Origin of the sequence: Streptomyces sp. 1-11 (genome assembly GCF_007176755.1) — a bacterium.
Lineage (GTDB): Bacteria > Actinomycetota > Actinomycetes > Streptomycetales > Streptomycetaceae > Streptomyces.
Window position 1 is genome coordinate 20,818 of the sequence record NZ_BJTV01000014.1, and the last position, 13,108, is coordinate 33,925.

Annotated in this window: 9 protein-coding genes and 1 pseudogene; all 10 read right to left on the bottom strand. The window is 71.7% G+C overall.

Annotated features, from left to right (window positions below):
- Positions 1-49: 49 nt before the first annotated feature.
- Positions 50-796, bottom strand: a complete 747-nt coding sequence (locus tag TNCT1_RS26585; protein ID WP_143636641.1) for a hypothetical protein — start codon at positions 794-796, stop codon at positions 50-52.
- An 89-nt stretch (positions 797-885) separates the two neighbouring features.
- A complete protein-coding gene (locus tag TNCT1_RS26590) occupies positions 886-1,644 on the bottom strand; it encodes a hypothetical protein (RefSeq protein ID WP_235902911.1) in 759 nt (252 codons plus the stop codon).
- A gap of 1 nt (position 1,645) precedes the next feature.
- A complete protein-coding gene (locus tag TNCT1_RS26595) occupies positions 1,646-2,398 on the bottom strand; it encodes a hypothetical protein (RefSeq protein WP_143637075.1) in 753 nt (250 codons plus the stop codon).
- A gap of 13 nt (positions 2,399-2,411) precedes the next feature.
- Positions 2,412-7,174 (bottom strand): annotated as a pseudogene (locus TNCT1_RS26600) (putative T7SS-secreted protein).
- A 2-nt stretch (positions 7,175-7,176) separates the two neighbouring features.
- Positions 7,177-7,830, bottom strand: coding sequence for a hypothetical protein (locus TNCT1_RS26605; protein ID WP_143636643.1), 654 nt, complete (start codon positions 7,828-7,830; stop codon positions 7,177-7,179).
- Positions 7,827-8,240, bottom strand: a complete 414-nt coding sequence (locus TNCT1_RS26610) for a hypothetical protein (protein WP_174266465.1) — start codon at positions 8,238-8,240, stop codon at positions 7,827-7,829. The genes TNCT1_RS26605 and TNCT1_RS26610 overlap by 4 nt, the downstream gene beginning before the upstream one ends.
- Before the next feature lie 255 nt (positions 8,241-8,495).
- Entirely contained in the window at positions 8,496-9,830 is a 1,335-nt protein-coding gene (locus TNCT1_RS26615) for a M64 family metallopeptidase (RefSeq protein ID WP_143636645.1), read from the bottom strand.
- A 791-nt stretch (positions 9,831-10,621) separates the two neighbouring features.
- The gene (locus tag TNCT1_RS26620) at positions 10,622-11,251 is read right to left on the bottom strand and encodes a TetR/AcrR family transcriptional regulator (protein WP_143636647.1); all 630 of its coding nucleotides are present in this window, start codon (positions 11,249-11,251) and stop codon (positions 10,622-10,624) included.
- Positions 11,252-11,393: 142 nt separating this feature from the next.
- Positions 11,394-12,785, bottom strand: a complete 1,392-nt coding sequence (locus TNCT1_RS26625) for an amidase (protein ID WP_143636650.1) — start codon at positions 12,783-12,785, stop codon at positions 11,394-11,396.
- Positions 12,772-12,978 carry a hypothetical protein gene (locus tag TNCT1_RS26630; protein WP_143636652.1) on the bottom strand — a complete coding sequence of 69 codons (207 nt, stop codon included), beginning with the start codon at positions 12,976-12,978 and terminating at the stop codon, positions 12,772-12,774. Before TNCT1_RS26630 ends, TNCT1_RS26625 begins: the two co-directional genes overlap by 14 nt.
- Between the last annotated feature and the right edge of the window lie 130 nt (positions 12,979-13,108).

The window sequence follows — 13,108 nt, forward strand, 5'->3', positions numbered from 1 at the left end:
CACCCGGCCCAGGTGCCGGCAGCGGCCGGGTCGCCTTCGTGCTCCCAGCTCACTGGTTTCCGTAGTCCTCCATCAGCGTGCCGATGAGCGAGAGGAGGGCGTCGGCGCGGCGCCGGTCCTCGCGCTGGGCGCGCAAAGCCTCGTCGGCTGCCCGCAGCCGGGTCACGGCGGCCGGGTCGCCGTCCACCAGGTCGTCGACCACCGGCGCGGTCAGCAGGTCCAGGCACTCCGTCAGCAGCCGTCGGGTCGCGGGCGACGGCGGGTTCGGGTCGGGGTCGGCGTACGCGGTGACCAGATACCGTGCGGGATCGGTGAGGCTCCAGCCGACGACGGCGGAGTCCTGGACCAGGAGCGCCAGGTCCGGAGCGATGCCGACACAGGCCTCCACGGGCTCGTCGAGGACGTCGAGGTCGCGCAGGCAGGCCAGCACGGTGTCCCCGGGAACACGGCACAGCACCGAGCACATCTCGTGCCGGAAGTCCCGGACCTCGTCCGCCCGGAGCCCGCCCGGACGCACCGGCGGCAGGACCGGAACACGGACGGACGTCTCGCCGGAGGCGTACGGCATCCGGAACTCGGCCCCGGCCAGTCCCCGGCTGTCCGGGTCGAAGCGCAGCACGTCGGGTGCGTCCCACAAGTGGTCTTGGCTGCCGAAGGTGTTCGCGAGGAACCGCTCATGCTCCTTGACGTCCGCGTACCGCACAACGTCCACGGAGTCGCCCGTGAAACGGGGGGTGATGCGCAGCGGGTCGTCGGTGACCGTCGCGCGCCAGCCGCCGTCGAAAGACAGTTTCATCTTGGTTCGTGCCTCATCCGATCTGCTTCGCTCGCGCCAAACGTTCTTCCCCGGCCAGGAAGGCTGGGGGCACCGTCACGGTTCTTGGGTCACCGATTCGCGTAGTCCTCCACCAGGTTGCCGATGAGCGAGAGCAGGGCGTCGGCGCGGCGCCGGTCCTCGCGCTGGGCGCGCAGGGCCTCGTCGGCCGCCCGCAGGAGGGCCACGGCGGCCGGGTCCCGAGCCTGCACCTCGTCGAGCAGCGGCCGGGTGACCAGGTCCAGACACTCGGAGAACAGCGACCGGACGGCAGGGGACGGCGAGGCGGGGTCGGGAGCGGCGAATCCGGTGGTCAGGTACCGGACGGGGTCGGTGAGGCTCCAGCCGACGACGGTTTTGTGCTGGACGAGGAGCGCCACGTCCGGGGCGATGCCGATGCGGGCCTCCAGCGGCTCGTCGAGGACATCGACGTCGCGCAGGCAGGTCAGTTCGGTGTCTCCGGTCGCACGGCAGAGTTCCGTGGCCACGTCCAGCCGGAAGTCCCGGGCCTCGTCCGCGCGAAGGCCGCCCGGACGGACGGCGGGCGTGACCGGGACGCGGGCCGAGTCCTCGGCGGCAGCGCACTCATAGGGCAGCCGGAAGCCGGCGCCGACCAGTTCCCGGCCGGCCCGGTCGAACCGGAGTTCGTCGGGAGCGTCCCACAGCCACTCCTGGCTGCCGAAGGTCTCCCCGAGGAACCTCTGCCACGCCTCCACGTCGGCGTACTCCGCGATGCGCACACATTGCCCCGGGAAGTCGAAGCGCGGGATGGAGCGCAGCGGTTCGTCCGTCGTCGTCACGGTCCAGTCACCGTCGAGGGTGAGTCTCACGTCACCGGTTCCCGTAGTCCTCAACCAGGGTGCCGATGAGCGAGAGGAGGGCGTCGGCGCGGCGCCGGTCCTCGCGCTGGGCGCGCAGGGCCTCGTCGGCTGCCCGCAGGCGGGCCAAGGCGGCCGGGTCCTCGTCTTCCACGTCGTAGATCACCGGCTCAGTGACCAGATCCAGGCACTCGGTGAACAGCCGTCGGGTGGCGTCGGACGGCGCATCGGGATCGGGCATGGCGAACGAGCTGGTCAGGTAGCGCGCCGGATCAGTGAGGCTCCACCCGATGACTGCGCCGTGCTGGACGATCAGCGCCACGTCCTGGGCGATGCCGATGCGGGCCTCCAGCGGCTCGTCCAGCACGTCGAGGTCGCGCAGGCAGGTCAGCACGGTATCCCCGGGAGCGCGGCACAACACCGTGCACATCTCGTGCCGGAAGTCCCGGACCTGGTCCGCGCGGAGCCCACCTGGGCGTACTGCGGGCCTGAGAGGAAGGCGCGCGGAGTCCTCGGCAGAGGCGACCGCCTCAGGCATCCTGAACTCGGCCCCGACCAGTTGTCGGCCGGCCCGATCGAACCGGAGGACGTCGGGAGCGTCCCACAGCCAGTCCTGGCTACCGAACGTGTCCGCGAGGAATCTCTCCCGTTCCACCACGTCCGCGTACTGTGCGACACGCACGGAGGTGCCCGTCAGACGGGGGGTGATGTGCAGCGGTTCGTCCGTCACGGTCGCACACCAGTCGCCATCGAGAGTCAGTTTCATCGTCACTGCTGCCTCATCTGATCTGCACCGCTGGGGGCTGATAGCCATCCTTGGTGGGAATCCTGCCGTTCACGATGTCCTCGTGTGTCACCGGCGCACCGGGGTCGGTGGCTTTGCCGCCGAGTGCCTGCGCCCCGGATTCGCCCCTGATGCCTGATGGTCCGTAGGCCGTGATGGCCTGACCCTGGGCGTTGCCGGGCCCGTCGACCACGACGATGTCCTCGCCCTGCCGGAAGGTGAGTCTTCGGCCCGTGCCCGTCGAGTGGTACACCGCGTCCGGGTTCTTCAGGATCTCCAAAACCCGTTCGTCGCTGAAGCCGTGCCTGGTGTCCCCGTGGTAATCGAGGTACTTCTTGAACTGGCCGTTCTGCGCCCTGTCGACGACCTCATTCACGACCTTGTCGATCCGCTTCCTTGTTCGCTCCTCCTTCGTGTACTTGGGCATCAGCCCCAGCGGGTCGCATCCGCTGTACGGGTTGTCCACGTAGCCGAGGGGGCTGGGCGCGGGGGCGAGGCCCAGCGGGTCCGGGGAGGTGTAGCGGCCGGTCTCTGGGTCGTAGTGGCGGAAGAGGTTGTAGTGAAGGCCGGTCTCGGGGTCGTAGTACTGGCCGGGGAAGCGCAGCGGGGTGTAGGCGTCGCTGTCCCTGGCCCAGGCGGTGGCGCCCCAGAGGGTGCTGCGGCTGCGCCAGGCGATGGCGCCCGTGTCGTCGACGAGCTCGGTGGGGGTGCCGACCAGGTCGGTGGCGATGGCGAAGAACCGCCGGTCGATCTCCTGCTGCCGGCTGTCGGCCGTCAGGATGCGCTCGGTCTGGGCGAGGGGGACGACGTCCCGGTGGTCCCAGCTGAGGGCGACCGTGTGCGGGAGGTCCGGGCGGTGGCTGGTCTGCTCGCAGAGGGTGAGTCCGTCCCAGGTGAAGCGGACCTCCTCGGCCACGCTCTCGCCGTCGGCCGCGAGGCGCTGCTTCGCCGTGCGGCGGCCCAGCGGGTCGTAGCGGTAGCGCCACCGGGTGCCGTCCGGGGTGGTGACGGAGGTGAGGCGGTTCTCCGTGTCCCACGCGTAGCGCCAGGTGTCGGGCCGGCGGGACAGCCGGGTCTTCTGGCGCAGGGTGACGCGGCCGAGGGCGTCGTGCTCGAAGCGGACGTCTCCGGCCCGGGTGACCCGGGTGCCGTCGTACGAGCGGGGGCCGGCCGCCTCGCTGCCGGGGTGGCGGCCGGGCCAGGAGGCGGACGTCTGGTTGCCGGCCTCGTCGTACGCGTACCGCTCCGTCCAGCCCGGGGCGTGGACGGCGGTGACCCGGCCCAGCGGGTCCAGGTCGAAGGTGCGGGTCCCGGAGAGCCGGTCCGTGACGGAGAGCAGGTGACCGTCGGCGCGGTAGGCGTAGGCACGGCTGCCGACGGCGTGGGCGCCCGCGGTGATGTGCCGCGCGGCGAGCCGGCCTGCCTCGTCCCAGGCCGACGTCACGGTGAGCGCGTCACCGAAGGCGCGGGCCAGTTCGCGGCCGGCGGCGTCGTGGGTGAAGTCGACCGGGCGGCCGCCGGTGGTCAGCCGCGCGGGGAGCCCGTCGGCGTCGTAGGCGTAGGTGGTGACGTGGCCGGTGGGGGTGGTCCGGCGGATCCGCCGCCCCAGGTCGTCGTAGGAGTAGAGCATCGGGCGGCCGTCCACCAGTTCCGCTTTGACGCGCCCGTTGCGGTCGTACTGGTAGCGCAGTTCGCCGTCCGGTCCGACGGCCTCCGTCAGGCGGCCGGCCCGGTCGTACGCGTACCTCGTCACCCGGCCGTCGACGGTCTTGGCGAGCACCTGGCCGAGCTGGTCGCGCTCGAAGGAGACGGTGCCGCCGAGGGCGTCGGTCCGGGCAGTGAGGCGGCCGGCGGCGTCCACGCGGTAGGTCAGGGTGCGCCCGTCGAAGTCGGTCTCGGAGACGGTGTTGCCGACCGCGTCGTACTCGTACGTCCAGCTCAGGCCCTGCGGGCCGGTGACCCGGGTGAGGCGCAGGTCGGCGTCGTGCTCGAACTCGTACCGGGCGCCGTCGGGACGGGTCGTGGCGAGCGGGAGGTCGAAGTGGGTGTACTCGTGGCGCGTGACAGCGCCGGCGGCGTCGGTGTGGGCCGTGCGGTTGCCCTCGCCGTCGTAGGTCCATGACTCGCTCGCGCCGTCCGGTCCGGTGCGGCGGGCGAGCAGGCCGTCCGCGTTCCACTCCAGGCGGGTGACGCCGCCCACCGGGTCGGTCACCCGGACCGGGCGGCCCAGTCCGTCCCGCTCGGTGCGGGTGGTGGCGCCGGACGGGCCGGTCACCGCCACGGTCCGCCCCGCCGCGTCGCAGGTCACGTGGGTGGTGTTGCCGAGGGCGTCGGTGACCGAGGTGGGGCGGCCCGCGTCGTCGTAGGTGACGCGGGTGGTGCGGCCGGCCGGGTCGGTGTACGCCGTACGGTTGCCGCGCTCGTCGTAGGTGTACGTGGTGCGGGCGCCGTCCGGCCCGACGACCTCGGTCGGCAGTCCGAACGGGCCGCGTACGACGCGCAGTTCGGCACCGTCCGGGCGGACGGCCGAGATCAGCCGGCCCTCGTCGTCGTAGCCGAAGGCGTGCGTGGCGCCGAGCGGGTCGGTGCGCGACAGCAGGTTGCCGTGCCCGTCGTGGCGGAAGCGGGTGGTGTGGCCGAGCGCGTCCGTGGTGGCCAGGATCCGGCACCCCGGGCCGATCAGGTGCCGGGTGGCCCGGCCGTCGGCGGTGGTGAGCGTGGTGGTGCGGTGGCCGGTCCCGGGGTCGGGTCCGGTGTACGTCAGGGTGATCTGGACGTGGCCCGCCTCGCCGCCCTCGGCGACGACCCGGTCGCGGTCGTCGTAGACGTAGTCGTAGCGGCGGCCGTTGGAGTCGGTCCAGGCCGTGACGCGGTGGCGTTCGTCGTAGTCGAAGGTGGTCACGGCTCCGGACGGGCGGGTGACGGTGGTGAGGTCGCCGTTGTCGTAGCCGTAGCCCATCAGCGGCAGGTCCGCGCCGTTCTCCCCGGCGCCCGCGAGGAGGAGCGCGGTCACCCGGCCGTCGGCGGTGGCCAGGGACAGCCGGTGGCCCGCGGAGTGGACGAGGGCCAGGGGCAGTCCGTCGTCCGCCCGGTCGACGGTGACGGTGTGGCCGCCCCGTTCGCCGATGCCGGACAGCCATGCGGTGCCGTCGCCTCCCGGTTCGGCGCCCGCCGGGGCCGTGAAGCGGCGGACCACCCCCGAGTCGGGGTCGGTCAGCGTGTAGTCGCCGTCGGCGTCGCGAGCGAGCAGCACGCGCGTCGAGGCCGTGCCCGCCTGCGGCCGGGTGGGGTCGCCGGGGACCGGGTGCGGGTAGGTGACCAGGAGCCCGTCGGCGGTGACGTGGACGACTCCGACGGCGTCGATCTCCAGCCGCTCGTCCACCGTGGACGTCCACGACGGCCCGAGGAAGCGGCCGGCCGTCACACCGGACTCGGTGCGCCGGGTGAACACCAGCGGCAGGATCCCGGGGATCTCCACATCGGTCTGCGGCAGGAACATCCGGCCCGTGGCGAGGTCCACCGGGTCGGAGCCGTCGATGAGGCGTTCCCCGTCCGGGCGCCCGTGGGTGCCCTCCGGGACGTCGTCGACCAGCCTGCGCAGCCTGGCGGCCTCGGAGGCGTCCTCGGCGACGCGCACGCCCTTGACCGCGGCGCCGCCGCCGTCGGTGGCCACGGTCAGCACGATGTCGGGGATCAGCCGGCCGAAGCCCTCGGCCGGGTCCTTCATGAAGTCCTTGACCATCTGGACGCCGGTGCCGGCCGGGTCGTTGGCGGCCACGACGAGGCCGGCGGCCAGGCTGTTGAGGGACGTGGCGTACTCGGCCGGGTGGGTGAGGTTGTACGGGTCCATGGGGTCGACGCTGCGGACGAAGTTCACGATCCCGGCGGTGCCCTTGATCAGGCCCCCGGCCACGTGGTCCTGCATGATCTGCAGTTCGCCGAGGCCGTCGCGCAACTGCTCGGCGTAGGAGGGCTTGTTCGGGGCCATGTCGCGGGCGGCGCGCACCGCGGAGCGCGCGGTCTCCGCGGCCGAGTTCCGCTGTGCGCGGGCGTCGGCCAGGATGTCCTGGGCGTCCTGCATCAGCTTCCTGCCGGGGTCCTCGAACGTCTCGGCGGGAGCGAGGACGGGTCCCGCTCGTCGGCGGGCCGGGCGTTGTAGCGGTCGACGGCCTTGTTGTAGGCGTCGACCTTCGCGCGGTGGGCGTCGGCGGCGTCCTCGGAGGCCTTGACGCCCGCCTTCCATTTGTCGATCGCCGTCTGCGCCTGGCCCTGGGCCCAGGTGACCGTGTCGGCGAACGACTCCAGCGCGCCCATCGCCTTGACGCAGGCCTCACCCGCCGTGTACCACCGGTGCGGCTGCTTGCCGACGGCGGTGCGCAGCGCGTCCGCCGCCTCGCCCTTGAACCGCGAGGTGTCGAGGCCCCTAAGGCCGTCGCCGGTCTCGTTGAAGGACGACTCGAAGGCGCGGAGCTTCGCCGCTACGGCGTTGATCTTGCCGGGACTGCCGTAGATCAGCTTGGTCTTGTCCTCGGTCTGCCCGAGGTCCATCTCGTCGACCTCGGCGCCCAGCCGGTTGGCGACCGAACGGGACTGCTGGCGCACCCAGTCGGCGCCGGAGTCCCAGCCGACATCCTGCAGCCGGTCGGCGGTCCAGTTGCCCGCGTCCTCGACCCGGTCGCCCACCCACTCGACGCCGTGCTCGATCTTGTCCTCGACCGAGTCGGGCGTGATGTCACTGATGAAGTCACCGATACCCACCGTCAGTTCCCCCCGGACCCGTCCTGCTGTCGCTGCTGCGCGCGCTCCTCGGGCGACGGTCCGAAGGTGTCGTCCAGCGCCTGGTCCCACTGATCGTCGGATATGCCGAGCGCCTTGTTGAGCAGTTCCGACTGCCTCCCGCCCTGTCCTTCGGTGAGCACGGAGCGGCCGGTGTCCTTCCAGGTCTGCGCCATGTCGTCACCGGCCTTGTCGAACGACTCGGCGCTGTAGTCGGGGTGCAGGTAGTCCGGGGTGAAGATGTCGCCCCAGCCCTGCTTGGCGATCTCCTCCTCACTGGCGTGCGGGTTGCCGCCGAACAGGGAGTTGGCGCCCACCTTCAGCGAGCCCGCGACGTACTGGTCCTCCTCCCAGAGGGTGCCGGCCGCCAGGCCGAGCCGGTTCGCGATCTCGCTCGCGTCCCGGACCAGGGCGCGCACGCCCCACTCCCAGGACTCGCAGAAGTCCTCGAAGTCGGTCGAGAGACCGTGGTGCCCGGCCTCCATCCCCGTCATCGCCAGCTCCGAGAAGCCCTTCCCCATGACGGAACCGGTGGCGCCGCCGAGGTCGCCGAGCTGGTCGATGGTCGTCCCCAGGCCCTGCGTGAACCTGGCGACGGACTCCTTGTCCAGCTGGAGGTCCTTGCCGTCGTCGCTCATGCCCGCCCCTCCCCCACGCGGCCGGTGTCGACGGCGACCGCGTCCGGGACGATGCCGGCGACCGGCGGGAAGAACATCGCCCCGTCCTCGGTGGCGATGTCGACGGCGAGACCGGCGGGCTCGCCCAGCGCCGGCACGATCTCGTCGACGATGCGCGCGCCCAGCAGGGCCGCGTGGTCCACCGGCTGCCCACCGGGCGCGTGGTGGCGGGCGAACCGGGCCAGAGCGGTCTCGTCGGTGAACCCGCAGACCCACCGCACCCCGCCCGCCCGCACCGACCACAACCCGCCGCCGGCCACCGGCACCAGCAGCACCGAGCGGCGCATCTCGCCGACCAGGGCCCGGGGGTCGCCGTCCGCCCGTCTCCGCTCGGCGATGCGCTCGGCGAGCGCCGTCCTCGGCTGCTCCACGGTTCCTCCCCTGTCCTGGACGACTCGTCGCACCGTAGGGAAGGACACGCGCGAACGGCCAGACGGTTCTTCGGAGTTCCTGTGAAACGGCGGAAGCAACCGGCGACGGTGCGCGCGGCGACGGGAGCCGCTCCTCAGGCCGACGGTGGCACGCCCTCACGCGGCGCGCGGCGCACGGCCCGCCGGCATGGACGGACGCGCCCGGGGGCGGACGCGGTTGTGCTCCGCGGGCGTGGGCGGTGCGAGGGGCCCGCGTCAGCGCCTGACGGTCCAAGTGGCGGAGTTGGAGGTGAGGTCACGGACGGCGGGGCTGCGGACGGCGGAGGTGGTGTCGACCACGGTGGCGGTCACCTTGTGGGCGCGCTTGTCGGCCGGGACGCCGAGAGCGGCCGGGAGGACGGAGGTCTTGCCGCGGGCCTGCCCGGCCTCCCGGCCGTCGACGTACCAGCGCAGCCGCGGGCGGGAGAGGCCCGGGCCCAGGTCCGCGAGTCCGACGGCGAGGCGGGTGAACCGGGAGGCGGTGGCGGAGGTGTCCACCAGCGGGGTGAGGGCGTTGGCGGAACGGTAGAAGCCGGCGATCATCGCCTCGCGGCCGGGCAGGTTGAACCGGTCCGTGTTCAGCGCCCGCATGATGGAGTTCTCGGTGGGACGGTGGACCCCGTGCTCGTAGTAGTCGGCGCCCTCGAAGGCGCCGACGACACCGCCGCTGGGGTCGGGCTCGCCGAGCCACGACGCCCACTTAGTGTGCTTCGCCGCCATCTCGCCCGCCGTCAGTGTCGAGGCGTTGGGGTAGGCGGGCTCGGGGTAGGGGTAGTCGCCGTAGCCCGCGTACTGGTACTCGTCGGCCAGCAGTCCCACGGAGTGGGCCATCTCGTGGGCGGCGATCAGGGTCGACCGGTCGTTGTCGGAGGAGAGCGTGGAAACCCCGTCGTAGCCGTAGTCCGCCGCCAGACCGGAGTAGCCGGCGCCGCCGTACTTGGTGGAGTTGGAGATCACGATCACCAGGTCGGTCGCGGGGGCCTTGTCCGCGTAGGTCTTCGTCCTGTCGAGGTCGACGCAGATCAGGCGCTCCGTGTCGCCGCACCAGAAGTACGAGCCGAGCGCGGTGTTCCTGACGGCGTCCCGGCTCGGGTCACCGGTGACACCGGAGTCCTGGGAGACGGCCTTCACGGCCCAGACGTTGAAGAGGCCCGCGTAGCTCTTGTACGGGTCGATGTCCGTGACCTCGTCCCACTTGGTGCGGGCGTCCTCGATGAAGTCGTCCTGCTCGGCGGCGGTGTAGCCGTCGCCGATGATCGTGACGTCCAGGCGGTCGGCGGTCGGGCCGGTCTCGGCGAGCGGGACGACCTCGCCGTCCTTCGAGGGGGCGGCGGTGCGCCGCCGGGCGTCCGCCGCCGGCTGGGTGTGCGGGCTGTCGGCGGGGACGCTCGTGCGTGCCCCCTCGCCGGCCGTATCGGGGAAGTACTCGACGCCGACGTGCGAGGCGGCGCCGGACGTCGGTACACCGGCTCCGGCGGCACCGGCGGCGGGCAGGACGACGGAGCAGGCGAGCGCGGTCGCCACCGCGGATCTGCGTATGCCTATGTGCACGGAGTTCTCCCTGATCGATTGGAGTGACGTGGCCCGAATAAGCGTGCGGCGAGGCCCTGTTGAGACTGCGGCGCGCTGCACGGGGCGGCTGCGAGCGGGACCGGCGGCGAGGCGAGCACGGCGCTGGGCGCGGCGGTGCCTGGGGACGGACGTCTGCGCACGGTACGCGCCCCCCTGGCGATGAAGCCGAAATGCTCGATCGATGTAAGCAGAGACTTAAGTCTGTTTAGGTCGCCGCTTAACTTAGGGATCTACGGCAGCCCTGACAAGGGCAGTTGAGGAACGAAATGCGGTGACGGACCGACAAGGGACGTACTCAGAGAACAATCTGACTTAGCATCAGGTAATCGAGTCCTGGTAGACCGCGGCCCGGACACGGACGCCGTCAGATCCGGACTTGTGGACGTAGCGGCGCCTCCAGGTCATCCGCAGGCGTAGGCAGGCCCGAGAGGCTCGACCCGGTGCCTACCACCCACCAGGTCGAGCCCCACCGGCGTCACATAGGACGGCGGTTCAGCGGCCCTTCTCCGCCGGCTCCAGAATCGCCACGCACTCCACGTGATGCGTCATCGGAAAACTGTCCCACCAGGATAGATCTCACGGAACACCGGGTCAGGGGCCGTTTTCTGCTCCGCCGAAGGGCCCTTCGTGCGCACGGAGCGTCAAACGGGCGTCACGCCCAAGGGCTACGTCCTGGTCGGTCATTGCTGGGAATTTCAAGACCCCTGCCATTACAGCCAGCCGCTCGGCCTCCACGGCCCAGTGGCCAGACCGCCCGATGAGCGAAGTGGTCAGGTGTCGGGCTCCTCCTTCGAGCGCCGAGGGGCGGCGGCATGGGTGGGGCGAGCGTCGGCGTCGATCGGCTGGGCGTGCACGGCGTTCGTCACGAGCTCGCGCGCGTATGCGGCGTCCAGTCGGCCAGGGCGGAAGAGGATGCGGTACATGATCGGCGCCACGACACGGTCGATCAGCAGTTCCGTCTCGGGCACCGGCTCCCCCCGCTGTACCGCACGGGCCAACACGGCGTCGATCTGCTCTGCGGCATACGCCGAACACTGACCGGCATTGGTTCCGCCGGGGTCGCCGAGCAGGGCGTCCCGGATGTAGGCGCGCCCGGGCGGCGAGGCCATCTCGTCGAGGAACTGTTCCGCCCACGCGTCGAGATCGGCCCGCAGGCTTCCGAGATCGGCCGGATGTGTGTCCGGGCGCAGTCGTTCGACGGCCACGTCGGACAGGAGTTCCTGCAGGTCGCCCCAACGACGGTAGATCGTGGAGGGGGTCACGCCCGCCCGAGTGGCCACCAGCGGGACCGTGAGCGCGTCGCGGCCCACCTCCCCCACGAGTTCACGTACCGCCGCATGGACGGACTCCTGTACGCGTGCGCTGCGCCCGCCGGGGCGAGCCATGGGCCTGGGACTCATGCGATCCACCTTAATGCGATTTTGTTGCTTCTAGGCGGTGGCCGGCGTCGGCGACCCGCGGGGCTACGCATCCGGGCGCCCGAGCACGGCGGACGCCCCTGCAGCGACACGACCGCATGCCGGCTGGAACGTCCGCCTTCCCTCAGGCAGCGAGGGGAGCAAGCCGCCCCGCGCCGGCCACCGACTCCTCGTAGATACGGCCCACCCGGAGCACCGTCGCGTCGTGGAAGGGGCGCGCCATCAGCTGCATACCGATCGGCAGTCCGGCGCGGTCGTGACCGACCGGCAGGGTGAGGGCCGGGACGCCGGTGATGTTGGCCGGGGCACAGAGGCGGACGTAGCTGTCCGACACGGCCTCGGTCGTGCCATCGGCCCACTCGACGACTTCCTGCCCCGCCTCGGCGGCGGTCATCGGCACCGTCGGCGCGGCGAGGACGTCGATTCCGTCGAACATGCGAGCCCACGCGTCTCGCATCATGGTGCGAGCCCGCTGGGCGCGGAGGTAGTCGCCCGCAGAGGTGAGTTCGCCGGCCTCCAGCAGGATGCGGACGTCCGCCGCGTACAGGTCGGGGGTGGCCCGCAGCGACCGCTCATGGTAGGCGGTGGCCTCGGGAACCATCAGCCCCCACTGTACGGCCTGGATGTAACGCGCCATCGGGATCTCGACATCGACGAGCTCCGCCCCCAGCTCCGCCAGCCGCTCGATCGCGCGGCGTACGGACTCCTCGACCTCGGGCGTGACCCGGTCGAAGTAGTGGTTCCGCGGTACGCCGACCTTCAGTCCTCGCAGGTCGCCTCCCGGGAAGCGGTCCAGCATCGGGCCGGACACGCTCGCCGTGTCGCGCGGGTCGTGGCCGGCGGTCGCCGACAGCACCAGCGCGACGTCCTGGACGGTGCGGGTGAGAGGGCCCACGTGGTCCAGGGACCAGGACAGCGAGGTCACGCCTGTGCGTGGGACCAGGCCGTAGGTCGGCTTGAGGCCCACCACGCCGTTCAGGGCCGCGGGGACCCGGATGGAACCGCCCGTGTCCGTGCCCATGGCGAACGTCGCTCCCCCGGCGGCGACAGCTACCGCCGAGCCGCCGCTCGACCCGCCCGCAACCCGGCTGTGGTCCCAGGCGTTGTTCGTCTGCGGAGTGGTCAGGCCGTAGGCGAACTCGTGCGTGTGCGTCTTGCCCAGGAGGACGGCCCCGGCGGCGCCGAGCCGTTCGGCCACCCGGCTGTCGCGTTCCGCCACGTGCCCTGCCCGGACGTGCGAGCTCGCCGTGGTGGGTATCCCCTCTGCGCCGATCAGATCCTTGAGCGCCATGGGGATCCCGTGCAGCGGCCCGCGCGGTCCGCTTCCGGAGATCTCCCGTTCGGCGCGGACCGCTACGGCCAGAGCCGCGTCGGCGGTGACGGTGACGTAGGCGCCCAGCCGTCCTTCGACGGCGGCAATACGGGCGAGCACCGATTCGGTGAGTTCGACGGGGGACAGCTCCCGTGAGCGCACCGCACGGGAGGCTTCGGTCAGCGACAGCTCAAACGGTTGCATCGGCGTTCCCCTGTCCGGCTCGGTAGGAGGACGCGGGAGGGGTCTCGCCGAATTCGAGCTCGCGCAACGTGCTGATCACGGAGTGGATGTAGTTGGCCGTCATGGCCACTTCTTCGTGTCGGCCGTCCCCGAGCGGGAGCCCCGCCCGCAGCGCCCCTCGGGCTGCCTCTTGGGGGGTGAGTTCGCTGGTCATGGCTGCCTTCCGGATCTGCGCGGCGCGACGGGCCGGGGCTGGTACGGGACCCCCGACCATCACCCTAAAAGCGAATGGTTTGCTTTAGTCGATCGTAGGACCTACGGTGTCTTAAAGCAAACCAATCGCT